This window comes from Streptomyces sp. NBC_00425, from assembly GCF_036030735.1.
GTDB lineage: Bacteria > Actinomycetota > Actinomycetes > Streptomycetales > Streptomycetaceae > Streptomyces.
On the sequence record NZ_CP107928.1, the window covers coordinates 3,087,911 to 3,113,736 of the forward strand.

The 25,826-nt window shown below is 71.2% G+C and carries 14 protein-coding genes, 1 tRNA gene and 1 rRNA gene; 4 read left to right on the top strand and 12 right to left on the bottom strand.

What is annotated here, in order from left to right; all coding sequences use genetic code 11:
• Positions 1 to 20 precede the first annotated feature (20 nt).
• The 3 genes from OHS82_RS12925 to OHS82_RS12935 are packed head-to-tail and all read left to right on the top strand — an operon-like array spanning position 21 to position 6,676.
• On the top strand, positions 21 to 4,940 hold the full coding sequence (locus tag OHS82_RS12925; RefSeq protein WP_328433892.1) for an ATP-dependent helicase: 4,920 nt from the start codon (positions 21 to 23) through the stop codon (positions 4,938 to 4,940).
• Positions 4,941 to 4,997: 57 nt separating this feature from the next.
• Complete coding sequence (locus OHS82_RS12930) at positions 4,998 to 5,864, top strand: Fpg/Nei family DNA glycosylase (protein ID WP_057575300.1); 867 nt, start codon at positions 4,998 to 5,000, stop codon at positions 5,862 to 5,864.
• Positions 5,865 to 5,911: 47 nt separating this feature from the next.
• Entirely contained in the window at positions 5,912 to 6,676 is a 765-nt protein-coding gene (locus OHS82_RS12935; protein ID WP_328433893.1) for an SDR family NAD(P)-dependent oxidoreductase, read from the top strand.
• A gap of 70 nt (positions 6,677 to 6,746) precedes the next feature.
• Here the strand turns inward: OHS82_RS12935 and OHS82_RS12940 are convergent, their stop codons facing one another.
• The 10 genes from OHS82_RS12940 to OHS82_RS12985 all read right to left on the bottom strand — a co-directional run bounded on the left by OHS82_RS12940 (position 6,747) and on the right by OHS82_RS12985 (position 22,137).
• Positions 6,747 to 7,073: a hypothetical protein gene (locus tag OHS82_RS12940; RefSeq protein ID WP_443061779.1), complete on the bottom strand. Its 327-nt coding sequence runs from the start codon at positions 7,071 to 7,073 to the stop codon at positions 6,747 to 6,749.
• 538 nt (positions 7,074 to 7,611) lie between these two features.
• Positions 7,612 to 8,082, bottom strand: coding sequence for a Dps family protein (locus OHS82_RS12945; RefSeq protein ID WP_057575294.1), 471 nt, complete (start codon positions 8,080 to 8,082; stop codon positions 7,612 to 7,614).
• Between the two features lie 204 nt (positions 8,083 to 8,286).
• Entirely contained in the window at positions 8,287 to 8,667 is a 381-nt protein-coding gene (locus OHS82_RS12950; RefSeq protein WP_057575292.1) for a helix-turn-helix domain-containing protein, read from the bottom strand.
• 109 nt (positions 8,668 to 8,776) lie between these two features.
• Positions 8,777 to 9,322 (bottom strand): CinA family protein, encoded by a 546-nt coding sequence (locus OHS82_RS12955; protein ID WP_328433894.1) that lies wholly within the window; start codon positions 9,320 to 9,322, stop codon positions 8,777 to 8,779.
• A complete protein-coding gene (gene pgsA / locus OHS82_RS12960; RefSeq protein ID WP_328433895.1) occupies positions 9,319 to 10,122 on the bottom strand; it encodes a CDP-diacylglycerol--glycerol-3-phosphate 3-phosphatidyltransferase in 804 nt (267 codons plus the stop codon). Before pgsA ends, OHS82_RS12955 begins: the two co-directional genes overlap by 4 nt.
• Positions 10,119 to 11,588, bottom strand: coding sequence for a 30S ribosomal protein S12 methylthiotransferase RimO (gene rimO, locus OHS82_RS12965; RefSeq protein WP_079041004.1), 1,470 nt, complete (start codon positions 11,586 to 11,588; stop codon positions 10,119 to 10,121). The genes pgsA and rimO overlap by 4 nt, the downstream gene beginning before the upstream one ends.
• A 100-nt stretch (positions 11,589 to 11,688) precedes the next feature.
• A complete protein-coding gene (locus OHS82_RS12970) occupies positions 11,689 to 12,528 on the bottom strand; it encodes a helix-turn-helix domain-containing protein (protein ID WP_057575287.1) in 840 nt (279 codons plus the stop codon).
• A 258-nt stretch (positions 12,529 to 12,786) separates the two neighbouring features.
• A complete protein-coding gene (locus OHS82_RS12975) occupies positions 12,787 to 15,546 on the bottom strand; it encodes a DNA translocase FtsK (protein WP_199863690.1) in 2,760 nt (919 codons plus the stop codon).
• Positions 15,547 to 15,710: 164 nt separating this feature from the next.
• The gene (locus tag OHS82_RS12980; protein WP_057575285.1) at positions 15,711 to 16,394 is read right to left on the bottom strand and encodes a response regulator; all 684 of its coding nucleotides are present in this window, start codon (positions 16,392 to 16,394) and stop codon (positions 15,711 to 15,713) included.
• Between the two features lie 280 nt (positions 16,395 to 16,674).
• Entirely contained in the window at positions 16,675 to 22,137 is a 5,463-nt protein-coding gene (locus OHS82_RS12985; protein ID WP_079041003.1) for a HAMP domain-containing protein, read from the bottom strand.
• 376 nt (positions 22,138 to 22,513) lie between these two features.
• Between OHS82_RS12985 and OHS82_RS12990 the strand changes: the two genes are divergently transcribed.
• Positions 22,514 to 25,255: a SpoIIE family protein phosphatase gene (locus OHS82_RS12990; protein WP_057575281.1), complete on the top strand. Its 2,742-nt coding sequence runs from the start codon at positions 22,514 to 22,516 to the stop codon at positions 25,253 to 25,255.
• 53 nt (positions 25,256 to 25,308) lie between these two features.
• On the opposite strand, the gene OHS82_RS12995 is transcribed toward OHS82_RS12990, so the two are convergent.
• Positions 25,309 to 25,384, bottom strand: a tRNA-Thr gene (locus OHS82_RS12995).
• 250 nt (positions 25,385 to 25,634) lie between these two features.
• Positions 25,635 to 25,751: ribosomal RNA gene (rrf, locus tag OHS82_RS13000) — 5S ribosomal RNA — on the bottom strand.
• Between the last annotated feature and the right edge of the window lie 75 nt (positions 25,752 to 25,826).

The window sequence follows — 25,826 nt, forward strand, 5'->3', positions numbered from 1 at the left end:
GACGGGTGCAGGATGGACGCATGGTCAGCTCCGCTCATCGAGCCCTCGACGGCTTCTCCCCCGCGACCCGCGCCTGGTTCACGGGGGCGTTCTCCGCGCCCACCGCGGCCCAGGCCGGCGCGTGGCGAGCCATCGGCGAGGGCTCCGACGTGCTGGTGGTGGCCCCGACCGGTTCCGGCAAGACGCTGGCCGCCTTTCTGGCCGCCCTGGACCAGCTGGCGTCGACGCCGCCGCCCGCCGACCCGAAGAAGCGCTGCCGGGTCCTCTACGTCTCCCCGCTCAAGGCCCTCGCGGTCGACGTGGAGCGCAACCTGCGCAGTCCGCTGACCGGCATCCGTCAGGAGTCCGTGCGTCTGGGCCTGGTCGAGCCCGAGATCAAGGTCGGCATCCGTTCCGGCGACACCCCGCCCGCCGAGCGCCGCGCCTTGTCCACCCGCCCGCCGGACATCCTGATCACGACGCCGGAGTCGCTGTTCCTGATGCTCACGTCGGCCACCCGCGACGCGCTGACCGGCATCGAGTCGGTGATCCTGGACGAGGTGCACGCGGTGGCGGGGACCAAGCGCGGCGCGCACCTCGCCCTCTCCCTGGAGCGGTTGGACGAGCTGCTGCCCAGGCCCGCCCGTCGCATCGGCCTGTCGGCCACGGTCCGTCCGGTCGACGAGGTGGCCCGCTATCTCTCCCCGCACCGCAAGGTGGAGATCGTCCAGCCGAAGTCCGGCAAGGAGTTCGACCTCTCGGTCGTCGTCCCCGTGGAGGATCTGGGCGAGCTGGGCGGCTCTCCGGTGGCCGAGGGCACCGAAGGAGCCGAACGCCCCTCGATCTGGCCGCACGTCGAGGAGCGGATCACCGACCTCGTCCAGGCCCACCGCTCGACCATCGTGTTCGCCAACTCGCGCCGTCTCGCCGAGCGCCTGTGCAACCGGCTCAACGAGATCGCCTACGAGCGCGCCACCGGCGAGCCGCTGGGCGAGCATCACTCCCCCGCCCAGTTGATGGGCGGCTCCGGCGCCGCCCAGGGAGCCCCGAGCGTCATCGCGCGCGCCCACCACGGCTCGGTCTCCAAGGAGCAGCGGGCCCTGGTGGAGGAGGACCTCAAGGCGGGCCGGCTGCCGGCCGTGGTGGCGACCTCCAGTCTCGAGCTCGGCATCGACATGGGGGCGGTGGACCTCGTCGTGCAGGTGGAGTCGCCGCCCTCGGTGGCCTCCGGTCTCCAGCGTGTCGGGCGTGCCGGGCACCAGGTGGGCGCGGTGTCCACCGGCGTGGTCTTCCCGAAGTACCGGGGCGACCTCGTCCAGGCGGCCGTGGTGACCGAGCGGATGCGCACGGGCTCGATCGAGTCCCTGCGGGTGCCCGCCAACCCGTTGGACGTCCTGGCGCAGCAGCTCGTCGCGATGACGGCCCTCGACACCTGGCAGGTGGACGACCTGCTGGCCCTGGTCCGCCGCGCCGCTCCCTTCGCGGCGCTTCCGGAGTCCGCGTTCACGGCCGTCCTGGACATGCTGGCCGGCCGCTATCCGTCCGACGCGTTCGCCGAGCTGCGCCCGCGCGTGGTGTGGGACCGGGTCGCGGGGACGGTCACCGGCCGCCCGGGAGCCCAGCGCCTCGCCGTCACCTCCGGGGGCACGATCCCCGACCGGGGTCTGTTCGGCGTCTTCCTGGCGGGCTCCGACCCCAAGAAGGGCGGCGGCCGGGTCGGTGAACTCGACGAGGAGATGGTCTACGAGTCCCGCGTGGGTGACGTCTTCACCCTCGGCACCAGCTCCTGGCGCATCGAGGACATCACCCGCGACCGGGTCCTGGTCTCCCCCGCCCCCGGCGTTCCGGGTCGTCTGCCGTTCTGGAAGGGCGACCAGCTGGGCCGGCCGCTGGAGCTCGGCCGCGCGGTGGGCGCGTTCCTGCGCGAGGTCGGCTCGCTCTCCAAGGAGGACGCCCGGCTGCGCCTGCTCACGGCGGGCCTCGACGCGTGGGCGGCCGACAACGTGCTCTCCTACCTGGACGAGCAGCGCCAGGCCTGCGGCCACATCCCCGACGACCGCACGATCGTCGTCGAGCGCTTCCGCGACGAGCTGGGGGACTGGCGCGTCGTCGTCCACTCCCCGTTCGGCGCCCAGGTGCACGCCCCCTGGGCGCTCGCGCTGGGGGCGAAGCTCTCCGAGCGGTACGGCATGGACGCCCAGGTGATGCACGCCGACGACGGGATCGTGCTGCGGCTGCCCGACGCCGATCTGATGGGCCTGGACCTCCTCGACCAGGAACCGCTGAAGGCCGGCGCGGAGTACGACGCCGAACAGGCCCCGGTCGGCGCGGCGGACGTCGTCTTCGACAAGGGCGAGGTCGATCAGATCGTCACCGACCAGGTCGGCGGCTCGGCCCTGTTCGCGGCTCGCTTCCGCGAGTGCGCCGCCCGCGCGCTGCTGCTGCCGCGCCGCAACCCGGGCAGGCGCACCCCGCTGTGGCAGCAGCGTCAGCGCGCCGCCCAGTTGCTGCAGGTGGCGAGCGAGTTCGGCTCCTTCCCGATCGTGCTGGAAGCGATCCGCGAGTGCCTCCAGGACGTGTTCGACGTCCCCGGCCTCGTGGAGCTGATGGGCGACCTGGAGTCGCGCAAGGTGCGCCTGGTCGAGGTCACCACCGCGGAGCCGTCCCCCTTCGCCCGTTCCCTGCTCTTCGGCTACGTCGCCCAGTTCCTCTACGAGGGGGACTCCCCGCTCGCCGAGCGCCGCGCCGCCGCCCTCTCCCTGGACTCACGCCTGCTGGCCGAACTGCTCGGCCAGGCGGAACTGCGCGAACTGCTCGACGCCGACGTCCTCGCCGAACTGGAACAGGAACTCCAGTGGCTCACCGAGGACCGCCGGGCGAAGGACGCCGAGGGCGTGGCAGACCTGCTGCGCCTCCTCGGCCCGCTCACCGACGCCGAGCTGTCCGAGCGGGGCGCCGAACCGCAGTGGGCGCAAGAACTGGCCGCCGCACGCCGCGCCATCCGGGTCCGTATCGCCGGAGCCGACCACTGGGCCGCGATCGAGGACGCGGGACGGCTGCGCGACGCGCTCGGCACGGCACTCCCGGTCGGCGTGCCGGAAGCCTTCACGGAACCCGTGAAGGACCCTCTCGGCGACCTCCTCGCCCGCCACGCCCGCACCCACGGCCCCTTCACGTCCGCCGGCGCCGCCGCCCGCTTCGGCCTGGGCGCGGCGGTCACCGAGGGCGCCCTCCAGCGGCTCGCGGCGGGAGGGCGCGTCGTCCAGGGCGAGTTCCACCCGGCGGGCATCGGCCAGGAGTGGTGCGACGCGACGGTCCTGCGCCGGCTGCGCCGCCGATCCCTGGCCGCCCTGCGGCACGAACTGGAACCGGTGCCACCGCCGGCGCTCGCCCAGTTCCTGCCCCAGTGGCAGCACATCGGCAGGGGTCACTCGCTGCGCGGCGTCGACGGACTGGTGCGCGCCATCGAGCAGTTGCAGGGTGCGTCGGTGCCCGCGTCGGCCCTGGAGAAGCTCGTCCTGCCGTCCCGCGTGCGCGACTACACCCCCGCGATGCTCGACGAACTCACGGCGACGGGCGAGGTGGTCTGGGCCGGCGCGGGCGGCCTCCCCGGAAAGGACGGCTGGATCTCCCTGTACGTGGCGGACGCCGCGCCCCTGCTGCTCCCCCCACCGCACCCGCTGGAGCTGACGGCGCTGCACCAGTCCGTGCTGGACGCGCTCTCCGCGGGCTACGGCCTGTTCTTCCGTCAGATCACCGACCAGGTCCGCGCCACCACCCACCCCGACGTCACGGACCCCCAACTCGCCGACGCCCTCTGGGATCTGGCATGGTCCGGCCGGCTCACCAACGACACGCTGACCCCGATGCGCTCCCTGCTGGGCTCGGGCCGCACGGCCGGGTCCACGGCCCACCGCGCCAAGCGCGCGGTCCCGCGCGGCCGCTACGGCTCGCTGACGGCCGCGGCCCGCCCCGCCTCCCGCGGCGGCCCCCCGACCGTCGCCGGCCGCTGGTCCCTCCTCCCCGCCCACGAGCCCGATCCCACGGTCCGCGCCCACGCACTCGCCCGTACGCTCCTCGACCGGCACGGCGTGGTGACGCGCGGAGCGGTCGCCGCCGAGGGCGTCGAGGGCGGCTTCTCCGCGACGTACCGCATCCTGTCCGTCTTCGAGGAGAGCGGTCAGGCCCGCCGTGGGTACGTCGTCGAAGGCCTCGGCGCCGCCCAGTTCGCCATGGACGGCGCCGTGGACCGCCTGCGCGCGGTGGCCAACGCCCGCGACCGCGGCGAGCCCCTGCCCGGCCCGAACCCGACCGCGCACGCCCAGGAGGACTTCGTCTTCCCCGACGACCTCCCGGCCGACGACGCGTGGAACATCCCGGGTGACCGCGCCTCCTTCGCCTCCCCGCTCGCCCCGCGAAGCGGCCCGGCCTCCCCGGACGAGTACGTCTCGCCGCGCGATCTCGCCTCCCCCGGCCCGGGCGGACCTCGTGGCGGCGGCGCGTTCCCGAACGGCGCGCACTTCGCCGGCAGGTCCGGCCACGGCGGCCGCGACACGTCCGCCGCCTCCCGCGCCGTCGTCCTCGCCGCCGCCGACCCCGCGAACGCGTACGGTGCCGCCCTCGGCTGGCCCGAGCCGCCGAACGGCGCCGGCCACAAACCCGGCCGCAAGGCCGGCTCCCTGGTGGTCCTCGTCGACGGAGAACTGACGCTCTACATGGAGCGCGGCGGCAAGTCCCTGCTGGCCTGGCCCTCCGCTCCGGACGGTGAGGGCGCACCCGCCGACGACCCACGGCTGCACACCGCCGCGCAGGCGCTCGCCGAGGCCGCACGCGCGGGCGCCCTGGGCACGGTCACGGTGGAGCGCGTCAACGGCGGCTCGGCCCTCACCTCGCCCATCGGCGCCCTGCTGGAAGGAGCGGGCTTCATCGCGACCCCCCGAGGCCTGCGGCTGCGCGCATGACGATCAGCGACCTGCGTCCCCCGAGCCCGCCCGTCTCCCCCGTGTCACCCTTGACGCATGCCCGAAGGCGACACCGTCCTCCAGGCCGCGAGGCGACTGCACGACGCCCTCGCGGGCAAGGTGCTGACCCGCTCTGATCTGCGCGTCCCCAAGTTCGCCACCTCCGACCTCACCGGCCGCGCCGTCCTCGACGTCACCGCGCGCGGCAAGCACCTCCTCACCCGGGTGGAAGGCGGCCTGACACTCCACTCGCACCTGCGGATGGACGGCGCCTGGAAGGTGTACGCGAACGGCCAGCGGTGGACCGGCGGCCCGGAGCACCAGATCCGGGCCGTTCTCGGCACCCACGACCGCACGGCCGTCGGCTACCGCCTGCCCGTTCTCGAACTGCTGCGCACCGGCGAGGAGCAGCGGGCCGTGGGCCACCTCGGCCCCGACCTGCTGGGCCCCGACTGGGACCCCGAGCAGGCACTCGCCAACCTCCTCGCCGACCCCGCCCGGGCCCTCGGCGAGGCCCTCCTCGACCAGCGCAATCTCGCCGGCATCGGGAACGTCTTCAAGAGCGAGCTCTGTTTCCTCCTCGGCGCCACGCCGTGGCTCCCGGTCGGCACCCTCCCCGCCGATCGCGCCGCGAAGCTCCCCGCACTGGCGAAAAAGCTCCTGGAGGCCAACCGCGACCGTCCGAACCGCAACACGACCGGTCGCCGCGGCCAGGACCTGTTCGTCTACGGCCGTGCCTTCCGCCCCTGTCTGCGCTGCGGCGCCCCGATCCGGGTGGCCGACCAGGGCGACGGCTCCCGGGAACGCCCCACGTACTGGTGCCCTGTCTGCCAGACGGGCCCGGCCCCGGCGCCCGGCTCACCGCCGACGCGCCTGGCCCGGCCCGGCACCCGTCCCGGCTCTGGTCCCCGCACCGCGCGGTGAACGCCGACTGATTGACGGGCCGTCAGAAATGCTCGTACCGTCCTGTCATGGCCGTGAAGGCGTACGACCTCACCGGACGCATCGCATTCGTCACCGGCGCCGCCAGCGGAATCGGCCGCGCCTGTGCCGTTCTGCTGGCCCAGGCGGGCGCCACCGTCCACGGCGCGGACCGGGACGCCCAGGGTCTGCACGAGACGGCGACCCTGATCAAGGCCCAGGGCGGCGCCGCCCACACCCACCACCTCGACGTCACCGACCGGGTCCAGGTGCGGCAGGCCGTGGAGTCGTGCGAGCGCCTGGACGTCATGGCGGCGGTCGCCGGGATCATGCACCGCAGCCCGGTCCTGGAGACCCGCGACGAGGACCTCGACCGGGTCCTGGCCGTCAACTTCAAGGGCGTGCTGTACGCGTGCCAGGAGGCGGCCCGGCTGATGCTGGCACGCGGTACGAAGGGCAGCATCGTCACCATGGCGTCCGGAGCCGTGGACACCGGCGGCCCCGGTCTGCTGTGCTACGGCGCCGCCAAGGCAGCCGTCGTCCAGCTGACGAAGACCCTGGCGACGGAGGTAGGCCGGCACGGCATCCGTGTCAACGCCGTCGCCCCGGGCTGGATCCGCACCCCGATGACCGACCGCCACGACACCGGCGCACAGGCGCACACAGAGGCGCTCATGTCGCGGATGTCACCGCTGGGCCGGGTCGGCGAACCGGAGGACATCGCCCACGCCGTCCTCCACCTGGCCTCGGACGCGTCGGCGTTCACGACGGGCCAGATCCTCCGCCCGAACGGCGGCGTGGCCATGCCCTGGTAGCCGACGGCGTCTCCCGGCCGCCGCGCGGGCCACGCCTCCCGCGGCCCGCCCGCACCACGCCCTCCTCACGTCACGCCCTCCCCGGTGCCTCGCCGCCCCCTCCACAGTCCCCGCCGTCCCCGCCATCGCATCCGACGCCTCCGACGCCTCCGTCACCACGGTCCTCGCGTGCCGGGCCGCCGCGTCCGTCCCCCCGCCAGGCATCACGCCACCGCCCGTCGGCGACCGCGCCCACCGCCCGCGCCTTGGCCACACAGTGCACCGGAAGCAGGCTCAGACCCCAGCCGCCGGCCGCGACCGCGCCCTCCAGCACACCGGCGTCCGGCGCCACCGCGAGCCGCACCACAGCCCACCACCACAGGGCCCCGGCTCCCAGACCCAGGCCGACGGCGGCCACACGCACACGTCCCCGACCGCCTCCGGCTATTCGCCTCGCCACAGCCCCGTCGCCTCCTGTCGGCCCGAGCCTCACCCGGAGCGCTCCCGCGCGCGAAACCCCTCATGACCACCGGGCCTTCCACACCCGGTCCCGCGGGCTCCGGACCCGGCGCAGCCCGTGCGAGGAGCGGGCCGTGCCCGCGACCACGCCGGTACCACGCCGCGACCACGCACCGGGACGACAGCGACGCTAAGCGCGCGTCCCCGAGTCCGGCAGGGCGCACGAATGGCACATCGGCGCACCGCACTCTCCACCGCGCCACCCACACCCCGTGGACGAGCCGAAGCACCCTGGGCAGCAACGCCACCGGACGACCCGGACCAGCACCCCGCCGACCAGCCGGACCAGCACGCCACCGGACCACCGGACCACCCGAGCGCCCGACCGCTCGACCGCCCCAGAGGCACACACCGACCGAACCGGCCGACCGGCCCGGAACACCACACCCGCTCGGCCGGCCGAGGCCGCCGCCGTACGGCCCGACAAGGCCGCAGCCTCACGCGTTCTCGGCCTGGAACATCCAGTGATGCTTCTCGAGATCGGCGGTGATCCCGATGAAGATGTCCTGGCTCACCGGGTCCGCGTCGCCGGTGGCCGCCACCCGTTCCCGCATACGGGTGATCACCGCTCCCAGAGCGGCGACCAGCGTCCCGATCGCGTCGGAGTCCTTGACCCAGCCCGCAGCCACCGCGTCGATCCCGCTGCCGGACGCCACGGTGGCCGCGCGCCCGTCCGGCGAGACGCCCAGCGCCGAGGCGCGCTCCGCCACCGTGTCGGAGTGGGCGCGGGCGACGTCCACGACCTCGTCGAGCTGGAGGTGCACGGACCGGAAGCGCGGCCCGACGACGTTCCAGTGGACCTGTTTGGCGACGAGCGACAGGTCGACCAGATCGACGAGTGCGCCCTGGAGCGCCTGCGAGACGATCTTCAGGTCTGCATCGGACAGGGGACTCTTCACGACGTACATCCGTACCTCCGGTGGTCGGCCCCCGCGGTGCCTCTCCACGATGACCTCGACCGCCGACACCGGCAAACGGACCCGGGACGCGAAAAACCCCGACCGCACCTTCTCCGGATCTTCCCGGAGAAGCCCCGGCCGGGGCCTCACACTTGCCAGTGCACGTACCTGCGCACGTGCCCGCGTCGGCTCAGAGGCCGACGCACACGCGTCTCACGCGGCGACCACGTCCACCGCCTCGGCGGGTGCCTTGATGGTCACCCGCTCCGGAGGCACACCGGTCACCGACACGGAACCCAGCATCGGACGAACCGACGTGGGCACAGGCTGGCTGGGGGTGGCCGCTGCCGACTGTGCCAGCTCCGCGAGGGCGAGCTCATCGCTCACTTCCCGCATGAGCTCGGACATCCGTACGTCCAGCGCGTCGCAGATGGCGGAGAGCAGCTCGGAGGATGCCTCCTTCTGCCCCCGCTCCACCTCGGAGAGATAGCCGAGTGAGACTCGGGCGGACGAGGAGACTTCGCGCAGAGTACGGCCCTGGCGCTGGCGCTGCCGACGCAGCACGTCACCCAGCAGGCGACGGAGCAGAATCATCGGTGGCTCCCTCCTCGGACCGCGTAGCCGCATCCTTCACGCCCCACCGTACCGCCTCGCGCTGCGGCCGTGCGGGGAGCGATGTCGTGTTCACTCAGGGCTGCAAACATCAAAACCCCCCGTTCTGTTCCGTATCCTGTGCCCGCTCATTCCCGGTGTGTTCGCCCGCAAGCTCTGTCAGGAGCAGTGCGAGTACGCTCCGTACACTCTCTCTACGAATTTCCGCCCGGTCGCCGTTCAACCGCAGGGCCTCCACTTTTCCGCCAGCGGCAGAACCGGGATCGGGGCCGAACGGTCCGTCCACGGCCACGAAGACCGTGCCCACGGGCTGGCCGTCCTGGGCGTCCGGGCCGGCCACGCCGGTGGTCGCCAGACCCCAGTCGGCGCCCAGCGCCTTGCGCACGCCGGCCGCCATCTGGGCCGCGACCTGCGCGTCCACCGCGCCCCGGGCCGCCAGCAGGCCGACGTCGACGCCGAGCAGCCGGTGCTTGAGCTCGGTGGCGTACGCCGTCACCGAACCGCGGAAGACCTTGGACGCTCCGGGGACCGACGTGATCTCCGCCGCGACCAGACCACCGGTCAACGACTCGGCCACGGCGAGCGTGTCACCCGTCGCTGTGAGTAGTCGCACCACGTCGGCGGCCGTGGAGTTCACGCCTGCGTCTCCTCCGCCGCGGCTTCGCGCTCGGCGATTCCCGCCCGGCGCAGCACGATGGCCTGTCTCACATAGTCGAGCCCGGTCACCACGGTCAGGACGACCGCCGCGGCCATCACCCACCACCTCAGGGTCGCCAGCCATCCCGTCAGCGCCAGGACGTACATCCCGACGGCGATGCCCTGGACGAGCGTCTTCAGCTTGCCGCCCCGGCTCGCCGGGATGACGCCGTAGCGGATGACCACGAAACGCATGAGGGTGATCCCGAGTTCCCTGCCGAGGATCACGATCGTCACCCACCACGGCAGGTCGCCGAGCGAGGAGAGGCAGATCAGCGCCGCTCCCATGATCGCCTTGTCGGCGATGGGGTCGGCGATCTTCCCGAAGTCGGTGACGAGGTCGTACGTGCGGGCCAGGTGCCCGTCGAACAGATCGGTGATCATGGCGACGGCGAAGGCAGCCCAGGCGAACGAGCGCCACGCCGGGTCGTATCCGCCGTCGGCCAGCATCAGCGCGACGAAGCCGGGCACCAGGATCAGCCGGAGCATCGTCAGAAGATTGGCGATGTTCCACACGCTGGCCTGGTTGACGGCGGCGGCCGCGAGCTTCGCGCCGCGCGGCGGCCGTGAGTCGCCCTCCGCCTCGGCGAGCGCGGCGACGTCGGCGGCGGTGGGGCCCAGAGCCGTCACCGTGGCCTGCTCGCCCTCCGCGGCCCGCGCGGCGGCGGACTGCGCGGCGGCGGACTGCGCGGCCGACGCGGGCGGGGAGCCGCCCGCGGCCGATGCCGGAACACCCGTCATCTGCCCGCCTCCTCACTACACCCGAACGAGCCCTGCAGAGGCTCGGCCACCAGGTCGACGCCTTCCGTGCCGATCACCTTCGCCTCGACCATACGACCGATGCCCAGGCCCTCGCCCGACGTGAGCAGCACCTGGCCGTCCGTCTCCGGCGCCTGGTGCGCGGCCCGGCCGTGCACGCCCTCGTCGTCGATCGACTCCACGAGCACGTGGACGGTCTCACCGAGGCGTTCATCGGCGCGCTGCGAGACGAGCTCCTCGGCCAGCCGGGAGACCCGGGCGAGCCGCTCGGCCACGACGTCCACGTCGAGTTTGCCGTCGTACGTCGCGGCCTCGGTGCCGTCCTCGTCGGAGTAGCCGAAGACGCCGATCGCGTCCAGCCGTGCGCCGTTCAGGAACCGCTCCAGCTCCGCCAGGTCGGCCTCGGACTCGCCGGGGAAGCCCACGATGAAGTTGGAGCGCACGCCCGCCTGGGGCGCCTTGCCACGGATGGTGTCCAGGAGCTCCAGGAAGCGGTCGGTGTCGCCGAAGCGGCGCATCGCGCGCAGCACGCCGGGCGCGGAGTGCTGGAAGGACAGGTCGAAATAGGGCGCGATCTTCGGCGTCGAGGTCAGCACGTCGATCAGACCGGGGCGCATCTCGGCCGGCTGGAGGTAGCTGACGCGCACCCGCTCCAGGCCGTCGACCTCGGCGAGCTCGGGCAGCAACGACTCCAGCAGGCGGATGTCGCCGAGGTCCTTGCCGTAGGAGGTGTTGTTCTCGGAGACCAGCATGACCTCCTTGACGCCCTGCTCGGCCAGCCACCGCGTCTCGTTCAGCACGTCGCTCGGGCGGCGCGAGATGAAGGAGCCGCGGAACGACGGGATGGCGCAGAAGGAGCAGCGCCGGTCACAGCCGGAGGCGAGCTTGACGGAGGCGACCGGAGCGCCGTCCAGCCGTCGGCGCAGGGGTGCGCGGGGGCCGGACTGCGGGGCCAGGCCCTCGGGGAGGTCGGTCGGCGCGCCGTGGCCGGGCAGCGCCACATCGGTCGCCGCCTGGCGCTCGGCCGGGCTGATCGGCAGCAGCTTGCGCCGGTCACGCGGGGTGTGGGAGGCGTGGATGCCGCCGTTCAGAATGGTCTGGAGGCGGTCGGAGATGTCGGTGTAGTCGTCGAAACCGAGCACGCCGTCGGCTTCGGGAAGGGCCTCTGCGAGCTCCTTGCCGTACCGCTCGGCCATACAGCCCACGGCCACGACGGCTCGGGTTCTGCCGTGCCCCTTGAGGTCGTTGGCTTCCAGGAGGGCGTCGACGGAGTCCTTCTTGGCGGCGTCGACGAAGCCGCAGGTGTTGACGACGGCGACGTCCGCGTCCTCGGCGTCCTCCACGAGCTGCCAGCCGTCCGCCTCCAAACGGCCTGCGAGCTCCTCCGAGTCCACCTCGTTGCGGGCGCAGCCAAGAGTGACGAGTGCGACGGTACGGCGTTCAGGCATGGGCTCAAGACTACTTTGTCCTGCCGACACCGGACGTCGACGGGGTTGACGATCTTCGCCGACCCCGTCGTACGCCCCCGTCACGCCGGGAAACGCCCGCTCATCCGACCTGCGGGTCGCCCTTCGTGTACGTCAGTCGCTCCACCGCGCCCGGCTGGAAGTCATCGTTCAGCTTCTTGCCGTTGACGTAGAGATCGACGGCGCCGGCGTCGCCGAGGATCAGGTTGATCTTCTCGCTGTCCTGGAAGGTCTGGGAGGCGCCCTTCTTGAGCAGGTCGTCGAAGAGCAGGCGGCCGGTGTGGTCCTTGACGGAGACCCAGCTGCGCCCGTCGGCGGCGACGACCTTGACGGTCACCTTGTCCTGCGGCGCCGCGGCGATGGCGCTGTCGGAGGGCTCCGGCTTCTCGTCGACCGGCTTCTCGATCTTCGGCGTCGGCGAGGCGGTCTTGCCGGTCGTGGGGGTGGCGCCCTCGGCGACCTGGTCCTTGGACCCGCCGTCGTCGCCGCCCTTGAAGGCGGTGAAGCCGACGAAGCCGACGACCGCGACGATCGCGGCGACCATGGCGGCGGTCCAGTTGGGTCCGCGGCGCTCGGGGCGGATGCGCTCCGCCTCGAACAGGGGTGCCGCGGGGGTCGGCGCGGGGCGGCCGCCGTGGGTGGCGTCGTACCGGTCCATCAGGGGGGCGGGATCCAGGCGGACGGCCCTGGCCAGGGTCCGGATGTGCCCGCGCGCGTAGACGTCCCCGCCGCAGGGGGTGAAATCGTCCGCCTCGATCGCGTGGACGATGGCGATGCGCACCCGGGTGGCCGTGCTGACGTCGTCGACGGTCAGCCCGGCCGCGATGCGCGCCTGCTGCAGGGCACGGCCGATGGAGAAGGGGGCTTCCTCGGACGGGTCTTCGAACGGACGCTCGTCTTCAGGGGAGTTGCCGATGGACACGGGGGCGCCTTTCGAGCGTGTAGCCACCTGTGCTGGAGGTTCAGTCTAGGGGGGGTGCCGAAGGGAGGGGCAACCGGACGGTGGGACTTTGTACGCCATCGGTATGGCCCGGACACATCGATGACGGGCCGGTCACGGACCCCGGACGGGGAACCGCACCTGCCTCTCGCTCAACTGGACGTACGGCAAAGGGAAACGGTTGCTCAGCGTTTTCTAACGGGTGAGTCACGGCCGGCACCCGGTTCCCTCGACTGACGTCTACCCCTCAGACTGCCCTCGGATCACCGCGAGGACGCCGTCCAACTCGTCCGGCTTCACCAGAACGTCACGCGCCTTGGACCCCTCGCTGGGCCCGACGATGTTCCGCGACTCCATGAGGTCCATCAGCCGGCCGGCCTTGGCGAAGCCGACCCGCAGCTTGCGCTGGAGCATGGACGTCGACCCGAACTGCGTGGAGACGACCAGCTCGGCCGCCTGGCACAGCAGGTCCAGGTCGTCGCCGATGTCCTCGTCGATCTCCTTCTTCTGCTTCGTTCCCACGGTGACGTCGTCCCGGAAGACCGGGGCCATCTGGTCCTTGCAGTGCTGGACGACGGCCGCGACCTCGGCCTCGGTCACGAAGGCGCCCTGCATACGGGTGGGCTTGTTCGCGCCCATCGGCAGGAACAGTCCGTCGCCCTTGCCGATCAGCTTCTCGGCGCCCGGCTGGTCGAGGATGACCCGCGAGTCGGCGAGCGAGGAGGTGGCGAAAGCGAGCCGCGAGGGCACGTTCGCCTTGATCAGACCGGTGACGACGTCGACGGACGGGCGCTGTGTGGCCAGCACCAGGTGGATTCCCGCCGCGCGCGCGAGCTGCGTGATGCGCACGATGGAGTCCTCCACGTCCCGTGGCGCCACCATCATCAGGTCCGCGAGCTCGTCGACGATCACCAGCAGATAGGGGTACGGCTGGAGCTCGCGCTCGCTGCCCTCGGGCGACTTGACGTTCCCCTCGCGCACGGCGCGGTTGAAGTCGTCGATGTGCCGGTAGCCGTAGGCGGCGAGGTCGTCGTAGCGCAGGTCCATCTCGCGCACGACCCACTGGAGCGCCTCGGCCGCCCGCTTCGGGTTGGTGATGATCGGCGTGATCAGGTGCGGGATGCCTTCGTAGGCCGTCAGCTCCACCCGCTTGGGGTCGACCAGGATCATCCGGACGTCCTCGGGGGTCGCCCGCATCATGACCGAGGTGATCAGACAGTTGATGCAGGACGACTTGCCGGAGCCGGTGGCGCCGGCGACCAGGATGTGCGGCATCTTCGCCAGCGAGTGCATGACGTAACCGCCTTCGACGTCCTTGCCGAAGGCGACCAGCATCGGGTCGTCGTCCTCGGCGGACTCGGCCAGTCGCAGCACGTCGCCGAGGTTGACCATCTCGCGGTCGGTGTTCGGGATCTCGATGCCGACCGCGGACTTGCCGGGGATGGGGCTGATGATCCGCACGTCGGGGCTGGCCACGGCGTAGGCGATGTTCTTGGCGAGGGCGGTGATCCGCTCGACCTTCACGGCGGGACCGAGCTCGACCTCGTAGCGGGTGACCGTCGGCCCACGGGTGAAGCCGGTGACGGCGGCGTCGACCTTGAACTCGGTGAAGACGTTCGTCAGCGACGCGACCACGACGTCGTTGGCCGCGCTGCGCGCCTTGCCGGGGCCGCCGCGCTCCAGAAGGTCGAGCGAGGGCAGCGCATAGGTGATGTCACCGGAGAGCTGGAGCTGCTCGGCGCGCGGCGGCAGCTCGCGCGAGTGTTCGGGGGCCGACTTGGTCAGGTCCGGCACGGCTCCGTCGGTCCTGAGCTTGTCCTGCCTGGGGCGCGCCGACGGTGCGGGGACGGCCGCCGCGGCCGGTGCCGGCACGGGTGTCGGCGTCGTCGGCTCCCGGTCGCCCACGCTGACGCCCTGGGTGAGGTCGGCGACGATCCGCGAGGGCGGCATCCCGTGCAGGACGGCGCCGTCGAGGTCGGCCGCGGCGGCCGCCGCGATGTCCACGGCGTCCGGCTGCCGGTCCATGGCCGGTTGCGGCACCGCCGAGCGCCGGGGCCGGCCGCGCCGCTGCGAGAGCGCGTCCTGCTCGGCGCTGTCGGGGTCGTACGCCCCGGGCGCGCCCGAGCGCCGTCGGGGGCGGCCTGGCAGCGCCTCGCGCCACTGCTCGTCATAACGCTCGTCGTCCGAGAACTCGTCGTACTCGTACGTCTCGGGATCGTGCAGCACGCCCAGCCGCACCCCGAGCTGCCGCAGCCGCTGCGGGATCGCGTTGACGGGGGTCGCGGTGACGACGAGCAGCCCGAAGACCGTGAGCAGCACCAGCAGCGGCACGGCGAGCACCTCGCCCATGGCGTAGGTCAGCGGCGTCGCCGCGCCCCAGCCGATGAGACCGCCGGCGTCCCTTATGGCCTGCATGCCGGCGCTGCGCGCGGGCGCGCCGCAGGCGATGTGGACCTGCCCGAGCACGCCGATGACGAGCGCGGACAGACCGATCACGATGCGGCCGTTGGCCTCGGGCTTCTCCGGGTGCCGGATGAAGCGCACGGCGATGACCGCCAGCAGTATCGGCACGAGCAGGTCGAGCCGACCGAACGAGCCGGTCACCAGGATCTCGACGAGGTCGCCGACGGGGCCGCGCAGGTCGGCCCAGGTGCCCGCGGCGACGATCAGGGCGAGGCCCAGCAGCAGCAGTGCGACACCGTCCTTGCGGTGGGCCGGGTCGAGGTTCTTCGCGCCGTTCCCTATGCCGCGGAACACCGCGCCGACGGCGTGCGCCAGCCCTAGCCAGACGGCGCGGACGAGGCGGTAGACGCCCCCGGTGGGACTGGGCGCCGGCGCCGGCGCGGGCTTCCTCGCCGCGGCCTTCCTGGCAGGCGCCTTCTTCGCCGGCGCCTTCTTCGGGACGGCCTTCCTGGCGGCGGCCTGCTTCGCCACAGCCTTCGCGGGAGCCGCCGCCTTCTTGGCGGGCTGCTTCTTGGCTGCGGAAGGACGTGAGGCCATGGAGGTGAGGTTACCGGTGGAGACCGCAAGGGACACGTGTGCCCACTGCTTCACCCGTTCGTGTCGCCCTCGCGGACACCGTGAAGTGACGTGTCCGCGGTGCGGGACAAAAGAACTGACGCGTTGTCATGCGCAACTCCGTGCGCCGCACGCGCCAGTTCTGTTCAGTTCTGCGACGACACGGAGGCCGTGCCGCTGCCGGCGCCCGGCTCCAGGGCGTCCAGCGCCCGGCGCAGACCCGTGAGTTTGCGCTCCAGATGCGCGGCCGTAGCCACCGCGGCCGCGTCCGCCGACTCGTCGTCGAGCTGCTTGGACAGTGCCTCCGCCTGCTCCTCGACGGCCGCGAGCCGCGCGGAGAGCTCGGCCAGCAGACCGGCCGCCTCCTTGGCGCCGCCTGTGGCGGCCTTGCCGCCGCCCTCCAACTGCAGCCGCAACAGCGCCGCCTGCTCGCGGAGCTGGCAGTTCTTCATGTACAGCTCGACGAACACCGAGACCTTCGCGCGCAGCACCCACGGATCGAACGGCTTGGAGATGTAGTCCACCGCGCCCGCCGCGTAACCGCGGAAGGTGTGGTGCGGCCCGTGGTTGATCGCGGTGAGGAAGATGATCGGGATGTCCCGGGTCCGCTCCCGCCGCTTGATGTGCGCGGCCGTTTCGAAGCCGTCCATTCCCGGCATCTGGACGTCCAGCAGAATGACCGCGAAGTCGTCCGTCAGCAGTGCCTTGAGCGCCTCTTCCCCGGACGATGCCCGCACCAGCGTCTGATCGAGCGCCGAGAGGATCGCCTCCAGCGCCAGCAGATTCTCCGGCCGGTCATCGACCAGGAGGATCTTGGCCTTCTGCACCATGGCCCGCCCTCCTCGCCCCGGCAGTGCACCGGGCGCCGCCCCTGGGGACGACTCCTGTACGCCGCCCTTCCTTGTGCCGGTCATGGTAGCCGCACCCCGACCGTCGCCACACCCTGTCACCGTGATGTCACTGTGCACGTAGCAGGAACGCAGCAGAAGACCAGAAGGTTCCCCGAATTCCGCCCCGCTACACGGAACCGGCCACCCTGAGTCAACAACTCCCGGCGGCCTTCGCGAGTTCCCGTCGCGCAGGAGGCGTCGGTCACGCCGAGGACCCTCGTCACTCGCCCCGCATCCACTGCTGCATCACGGTCAGCAGGTGATCGGGGTCGACGGGCTTGGTCACATAGTCGGAGGCGCCCGACTCGATCGCCTTCTCCCGGTCCCCCTTCATCGCCTTCGCGGTCAGCGCGATGATCGGCAGACCGGAGAACTGGGGCATCCGACGGATCGCACTCGTCGTCGCATACCCGTCCATCTCGGGCATCATGATGTCCATCAGGACGACCGCCACGTCGTCGTGCTGCTCCAGGACCTCGATGCCCTCCCGGCCGTTCTCCGCGTACAGCACCGACAGACCGTGCTGCTCCAGGACACTGGTCAGCGCGAACACGTTGCGGATGTCGTCGTCGACGATCAGCACCTTCTCCCCGCCGAACCGGATGCCCGGGCGCGCCTGCGTCCCCGTCTGCTGTCCGCGGGACGGCCACTGCTCAGGCCTGCCGACCTGCTCACCGCTCACCAGTCGGCGACGCCGCCGGAACAGAGCCGCCGGGCCGTTCTGCGCGTCCTGGTACGACTTCACCTCGGCCGGCATCCGGATCTCCGTCTCGGACAGCTCCGACGGCTCCACCGCCCCGTTCTCGGAGGCCACCAGGTCACCGGCCTCCAGAGCGGGCACGATCTGCTGGTAGCCCTGCGGCGGCAGCTCGCTCGGGTGCAGTGGCAGGTACAGCGTGAACGTCGACCCACGACCCGTCTCGCTCTGCGCGTGGATCTCACCGCCGAGCAACTGCGCGATCTCCCGCGAGATCGACAGCCCGAGGCCGGTACCGCCGTACTTACGGCTGGTGGTGCCGTCCGCCTGCTTGAACGCCTCGAAGATCACCCGCATCTTGCTGGCCGCGATCCCGATGCCGGTGTCGGTCACCGAGAACGCGATCAGCGGCGCATCCGCGTCGGTCAGCGACCCCGCCTCGAGCAGCTGCTCGCGGATCGCCACCGGCACCTCCGCCCCGGCCGGCCGGATGACCAGCTCCACCGACCCGGAGTCGGTGAACTTCACCGCGTTGGACAGCAGGTTGCGCAGCACCTGCAGAAGCCGCTGCTCGTCGGTGTGCAGCGTGGCCGGCAGCTCCGGCGACACCCGCACCGACAGGTCGAGCCCCTTCTCCGCGGTCAGCGGACGGAAGGTGGCCTCCACGTAGTCCACGAGCTGCACGAGCGCGATCCGCGTCGGCGACACGTCCATCTTGCCCGCCTCGACCTTCGACAGGTCGAGGATGTCGTTGATCAGCTGCAGCAGGTCGGATCCCGCCCCGTGGATCGTCTCGGCGAACTCGACCTGCTTCGGCGTGAGGTTGGTGTCCGCGTTGTCGGCGAGCAGCTTGGCGAGGATCAGCAGCGAGTTCAGCGGCGTCCGCAGCTCGTGCGACATGTTCGCCAGGAACTCGCTCTTGTAGCGCATCGACACCGCGAGCTGCTCGGCCCGCTCCTCCAGCACCTGCCGCGCCTCCTCGATCTCGGTGTTCTTCACCTCGATGTCGCGGTTCTGCTGGGCCAGCAGCTCGGCCTTCTCCTCCAGTTCGGCGTTGGACGCCTGCAGCGCCTTCTGCCGCTGTTCCAACTCGGCCGACCGCTCCCGCAGTTGCTCGGTCAGCTCCTGCGACTGCTTCAGCAGCTGCTCCGTCTTGGTGTTGACGGAGATCGTGTTGACGCTGGTCGCGATCATCTCGGCGAGCTGGTTGAGGAAGTCCTTCTGGATCTGTGTGAACGGCGTGAACGACGCCAGTTCGATCACGCCGAGCACCTGACCCTCGAACAGCACCGGCAGCACGATCACCTGCGCGGGCGGCGCCTCGCCGAGCCCCGAGGAGATCTTCAGATAGCCGCTCGGGGCGTTCGCGACGAGGATCGTGCGCTTCTCCTCGGCCGCCGTCCCCACCAGCGCCTCGCCCGGCCGGAACGACGACGGCATCGATCCCATCGAGTAGCCGTACGAGCCCAGCATCCGCAGCTCGTACAGATCCGCGTCACCGTCGGCCGGCGGCATCGCCAGGAAGAACGCGCCGTGCTGCGCGGCCACCAGGGGCGGCAGCTCGCTCATGATCAGCGAGGCCACGTCCTGCAGGTCGCGCCGGCCCTGCATCAGGGCGGACACGCGCGCGAGGTTGCCCTTGAGCCAGTCCTGCTCCTTGTTGGCGATCGTGGTGTCGCGGAGGTTGGCGATCATCTTGTTGATGTAGTCCTGGAGCTCCTGGATCTCCCCGGACGCGTCCACGTCGATCTTCAGGTTCAGGTCGCCGCGCGTCACCGCCGTCGCCACGCGCGCGATGGCCCGCACCTGACGGGTCAGGTTCCCGGCCATCTCGTTCACCGACTCGGTCAGGTCGCGCCAGGTGCCGTCCACGTCACGCACGCGTGCCTGACCGCCCAGCTGCCCCTCGGTGCCCACCTCGCGGGCGACGCGGGTGACCTCCTCGGCGAACGACGACAGCTGGTCGACCATCGTGTTGATCGTGGTCTTCAGCTCGAGGATCTCCCCGCGCGCGTCGATGTCGATCTTCTTCGTCAGGTCACCCTTGGCGATGGCCGTCGTGACCATGGCGATGTTGCGCACCTGACCCGTCAGGTTGGACGCCATGCCGTTCACCGAGTCGGTGAGGTCCTTCCACGTGCCCGCCACGCCCGGCACATGCGCCTGCCCGCCCAGGATGCCGTCCGTGCCCACCTCACGAGCCACCTTGGTGACCTGCTCGGCGAACGAACTCAGCGTCTTCACCATCGTGTTGAAGGTGTCGGCGAGCTGCTGGACCTCGCCGCGCGCCTCGATCGTCACCGTACGGGTCAGGTCTCCGTTGGCGACGGCCGCCGCCACCTGGGAGATGTTGCGCACCTGCATGGTCAGGTTCTTGGCCATCAGGTTGACGTTGTCGGTGAGGTCCTTCCAGATGCCCGTGACGCCCGACGCGTACGCCTGGCCGCCCAGGATTCCCTCGGTGCCCACCTCGCGGGCCACCCGGGTCACCTGCTCCGCGAAGGAGGACAGCTGATCGACCATCGTGTTCACGGTGGTGACGAGCTCGAGGATCTCGCCCTTGGCGTCGACGGTGATCTTCTTCGACAGATCGCCCTTGGCGACGGCGGTCGTGACGTCGGCGATCTGGCGCACCTGAATGGTCAGGTTGTTCGCCATGAAGTTCACCGACTGCGTGAGGTCCTTCCAGGTACCGGAGACGCCCTGCACCTCGGCCTGTCCGCCGAGCTGCCCCTCCGTACCCACCTCACGGGCCACCCGTGTGACCTCCTGGGCGAACGACGACAGCTGGTCGACCATCGTGTTCAGGGTGTTCTTCAGCTCGAGGATCTCCCCGCGCGCGTCCACGGTGATCTTCTGGGAGAGGTCACCGCGGGCCACCGCCGTGGCCACCTGGGCGATGTTGCGCACCTGGGCGGTGAGGTTCCCGGCCATGCCGTTCACCGAGTCCGTCAGGTCCCGCCACACGCCCGCCACGCCCGGCACCTGCGCCTGACCGCCCAGCCGGCCCTCGGTGCCCACGTCACGCGCGACCCGGGTCACCTGATCGGCGAACGCGGAGAGCTGGTCGACCATCGTGTTGATGGTGTTCTTCAGCTCGAGGATCTCCCCGCGCGCGTCCACGTCGATCTTCTGCGACAGGTCGCCCCGCGCCACCGCCGTCGTCACCTGCGCGATGTTGCGCACCTGCGAGGTCAGGTTCCCCGCCATGGAGTTGACGGAGTCGGTGAGCTCCTTCCAGGTGCCCGACACGCCGTCCACCCGCGCCTGACCGCCGAGCCGGCCCTCGGTGCCCACGTCCCGGGCCATCCGCGTCACCTGGTCGGCGAACGACGACAGCTGGTCCACCATCGTGTTCACGGTGTTCTTCAGCTGCGCCATCTCGCCGGACACGTCCACGGTGACCTTCTGCGACAGGTCTCCGTTGGCCACCGCCGTGGTGACCTGCGCGATGTTCCTCACCTGTCCGGTGAGATTCCTGAACGCCGTGTTGACGGAGTCCGTCAGGTCCTTCCAGGTGCCGGCCGCGCCCGACACCTGCGCCTGACCGCCGAGCTCGCCCTCGACGCCGATCTCGCGCGCCACACGCGTGACCTCTGCGCCGAACGCCGACAGCTGGTCGACCATCCCGTTGACGGTGTTCTTCAGCTCCAGCATCTCGCCGGCCACGTCCACCGTGACCTTCTGCGACAGATCACCGCTGGCCACGGCCGTCGTCACGGCCGCGATGTCCCGCACCTGGGTGGTGAGGTTCCTGAAGACGGTGTTGACGGAGTCCGTCAGATCCTTCCAGGTGCCGGCCGCGCCCGGCACGTTCGCCTGGCCGCCCAGCTGCCCCGCGGCACCCACCTCGTTGGCGACACGCGTGACCTCGTCGGCGAAGGTCCGCAGCGTCTCGGTCATCTGGTTGATCGTGTCGGCGAGCTGTGCGACCTCGCCGCGCGCCGACACCGTCACCTTCTGCGACAGGTCACCGTTGGCGACCGCCGTCGTCACCTCCGCGATCCCGCGCACCTGGGCCGTCAGGTTCCCGGCCATGGTGTTCACCGAATCGGTGAGTTCCTTCCACACACCGTCGACACCGGACACCTGCGCCTGGCCGCCGAGGATGCCCTCGGTGCCCACCTCGCGGGCGACCCGCGTCACCTCGACCGAGAACGCGGAGAGCTGGTCCACCATCGTGTTGACGGTGTTCTTCAGCTCGAGCATCTCGCCCTCGACGTGAACCGTCACCTTCCGTGACAGATCACCCTTGGCCACCGCCGTCGTCACCAGCGCGATGTCCCGCACCTGCGCCGTCAGCCGGTACGCCATGGTGTTGACGGACTCCGTGAGGTCCTTCCACGAACCCGACATACCGCGCACCTGGGCCTGACCGCCCAGCTTGCCCTCGGTGCCCACCTCGCTGGCCACGCGCGTGACCTCGTCGGTGAACGTCGACAGCTGGTCGACGAGGTTGTTGACGGTCCGCCCGACCTTCAGGAACTCCCCGCGCAACGGCTGCCCGGCCGCCCCGTCCGGCGTCTGCGTCCTGAGCTCCATACGCGGCGACAGATCGCCCTCGGCGACCGCCGACAGCACCCGCCCGACCTCGGAGACCGGGCGGACCAGGTCGTCGACCAGCGCGTTCGAGTTGTCGACGGCCGTCGCCCAGGACCCCTCACAGGCGCCCGTCTCCAGCCGCTCGGTGAGCTTCCCCTCACGTCCCACCATGCGTCGCACCCGCGACAGCTCACCCGTGAGATGCAGATTGCGGTCCGCCACCTCGTTGAACACGGCGGCGATCTCCGACATCACGCCGTCGCCGGAGACCGTGAGCCGCTTGCGGAAGTTCCCCTCCCTCATGGACACCAGAGCGACGAGCAAGCGGTTCAGAGCTGCCGTGTCCACGACAGTGGTCCCGCCACGTGGTGTACGCGGCCTGCTCAGAGACTGTCCGCCTTTCGCGCGCGTCTTAGTGCCCCGCGTCGCTGCGCCAGACTCCACTTGTCCCTCCCGCAGGGGTCGACCGTTACCACTGTGCCTGGGTGCTACTTTTCGCCATGCCCGTTACTACTGGGTATCCACGCCCGATCAAACCAGGCGGGGCCCGAGAGCTACTGCCCCCTGTGCTCAGAAGACACCCAGTCTGCCCGGACCTTCACAAGAAGCCTGCCCAGTGTTTCACCCTTGCCGAACCAGGCCATAACAGTTCGGCAGCTTCGCACATCGTCCGCACACCCCAGGGCGGAAACACAGCCGACCGGCATCCGCGCGGACCGGGAAGGTAAGTAACCTTGCATGCGGCCTCCCAGCCACGCCGGTCCCACCGGCCTGGGCGGTGGCACGAGCACGAGCGGGCATCGGAGGGGCGGCCGCACACATGACCACCGGACTGATCCCGGGGGGACAGACCCCGGACCCCGGGTCCTCAGGCACGCGTCCGCCCCACCAGCGAGGCGACCTGTCCGGCCGGGAAGCCCTGCACGTCGACGACCGGCCGAGGAGTTCTGTGATCACCGCGCGCGCGGCTGCCAGCTTCGAGCCCGTGGGGCGATCCGTGGCGACCGCCCGCGCCTTCGTCCGCGACACCCTCCAGGGGTGGGGCTTCGCCGACATCATTGACGACGCGGTGGTCCTCACCAGCGAACTGGTGACCAACGCGGTCGTCCACGCCGGCACCCACGCCGACGTGCTGTGTCTGCGCAGCGACGGCGGTGTCCGCATCGAGGTGGCCGACCGGTATCCGGAGCGCGAGATCCCCCTCCAGGGCTCCCCCGCGACCATGGGCAGCCCCGACCGCGAGGGCGGCCGCGGCCTCCAGCTGTGCGCGGCCATCGCCGCCCGCTGGGGCGTCGAGTACACCCCCACCCACAAACAGGTCTGGTTCCAACTCGACCTCCCCGACCGCCCGGTGGGCACCCGCGCCGCCGGCCCGTCGCTCCCCGCCGATCTCCTGCCGCTCGCCGACAGCCGGGTACGTGTCGCCGTCGTCCAGATCGACCGCGTGGGAGCCGTCTCCGCCTGGAACGAGGACGCCGAGGAACTCTTCGGCTACCCCGCGGACCAGGTCACCGGCAAGCCCCTCACCGACCTCGCCGCCTGGCCGCACACCCCGGGAACCAGCACCGGCCTCGCCGAAGCACTCCAGCTCTCCCGCTGGGAGGGCAGTTACGGCATCCGAGGTGCGGACGGCCGGGTCACCCCGGTCTACGCCTCCCACCTGCGCGTTCGCGACACCGACGGCGAGCCCTCCACGGTCTGCCTCCTCGTCCGCGACCACGAACGCGCCGTCCTGCAGACCCCTTCGCGCGTCCCGTCCGCGGACAGCACCACCTCAGCCGACGGCCAGAGCACCGACCCGTTCGAGGTGTTCATCGGCTCGCCGGCCCCCGACGACCTCGACGGTCTCCTCCAGCGCACGGTCGAACGCGCCCGTGACATGCTCGACGGCGACTCCGCGTTCCTCCTCCTGGCCACCGACGACGAGACCGAGCTGGAGGTCCGCGCCTCCACGGGTCTGCCCTCCGCACGCCAGCGCTTCGCGCGCGTGCCCGTCGAGGCCGGCCCGGGCCGCTACGGCTCGGCCCGGATGCCGGCCGTCCACGAGGACCTCCTGGCCGTCCCCGGCGCGGTCCCCCTGCTGAACGGCACGGGCATGCGTTCGGTCGTCACGGTCCCGCTGAAGGTCGAGGGCCGCCTGACCGGCTCTCTCGGCGTGGCCGCCGAGGCTCAGGGCCGCTACTCCAACGAGGAGGCCCTACGCCTCCAGTTCGCGGCCGACCGCATCGCGCTGGCCGTCGAGTCGGCTCGTCTCGGCGAGCTGGAGCGCCTGCGCCGGGGCTCCCTCAGCTTCCTCGTCGAAGCCTCCGACCTCCTCGCCGGCACTCTGGACCGCGACCAGACCCTCGCCCTGATGGCCCAGATGACCGTGCCGACGCTGGCGACCTGGTGCGCGGTCTACACGATCGCCGACCAGGCCTCCGACCCGTACCTCTCCTACGTCCTGCACGAGGACGAGGAACTGATCGACGGCATCAAGTCGCTGCTCTCGAAGATCACCCCGCCCGACCCGGTCCCCACGCCCGGCGCCCGGGTGTGGGCGGCCCCCGCCGCGGCCGCGCACGACGCGGCACTGCGCAGTTCCATGCGCAGCCTCGGTCTCACCGGCGGCCCGACCCATCAGGTGGCCTCGGGCATCGGCCCCACCCTGGCCACGGCGTCCGCCGTCGGCGGCGAGACCGTCGTCCTCCCCCTGGTAGCCCGCAACCGCGTCATCGGCATGCTGACCCTCGGCAAGCCCACGGACGAGCACTTCCGCCAGGAGATCCTGGAACTGGCCGAGGACCTGAGCCGCCGAGCGGCCCTCGCCCTCGACAACGCCCGCCTGTACTCGGAGCGCACGGCCATCAGCCAGGCCCTCCAGCGCAGCCTGCTCCCTCCGGAGACCCCCAAGATCGACGGCGTCGAGGTCGAGGTCATCTACCGGGCCGCCGGAGAGGGCAACGAGGTGGGAGGCGACTTCTACGACGTCTTCCCCATCAGTGAGGGCGTCTACGGCTTCGCCATCGGCGACGTCTGCGGCACGGGCCCTAACGCGGCGGCGGTCACCGGCCTCGCCCGGCATGCCCTTCGCCTGCTGGCCAGGGAAGGCCTCAGCGGACCGGCGGTCCTCGAGCGTCTCAACTCCGCCATCCTCGACGAGGGCGCCCGCAGCCGCTTCCTGACCCTCCTCTACGGCGAGATGCGCCCGCACGAGGACGGCAGCGCGGAGCTGAAGGTCGTCTGCGCGGGCCACCCGCTTCCCCTCCGGCTGCGTCAGGACGGCACGGTAGAGCCGGCCGCCGAACCCCAGCCGCTGCTGGGCGTCATGGAGGACCTGGAGCTCTACGAGCAGACCGTCACCCTCGACCCGGGCGACGTCCTGCTCTGCGTCACCGACGGAGTCACCGAGCGCCGCGAGGGCACCCGCATGCTGGGGGACGACGGCCTCGCCGACGTCCTCACCACCTGCACGGGTCTCACCGCCGGCGCGGTCGCCGCCCGCATCATGCGCGCGGTGGAACGCTTCGCTTCCGACGCCCCGTCGGACGACATGGCGATCCTGGCCATGCGCGTGGCATAGACAAGACGGCAAAGAGAAAGCCTCCACCCGAAAGGGTGGAGGCTTTCTCTTTGTGGAGCCCCCTAACGGAATCGAACCGTTGACCTTCTCCTTACCATGGAGACGCTCTGCCGACTGAGCTAAGGGGGCTGGTCACTTGTCGAGGTTTCCCTCGCGGCAACGAAATAGAGCATACCCCGAACGACCCGGTGTTCTCAAACTCGCGCACAGGCCGACTCTGAAGCGATCCGCCGAGCGTCACCGGGCGGGCCCGTTCGGCTGCGTCTTCCGCCTTGGTCGGACACCGCCAGGCACCGAAACGCCGGCCGCCGACCGGTTTGTCATGCTGTGAACGCAGAAAACCCCCGTGCCGAATGGCACGGGGGTTTTCGCAATGATTGTTCGGCGGTGTCCTACTCTCCCACAGGGTCCCCCCTGCAGTACCATCGGCGCTGTGAGGCTTAGCTTCCGGGTTCGGAATGTAACCGGGCGTTTCCCTCACGCTATGACCACCGAAACACTATGAAACTGTTTCAGCCGCACCACACCGTGACCATGGCATGGGGCTGTTCGTGGTTTCAGAACCAACACA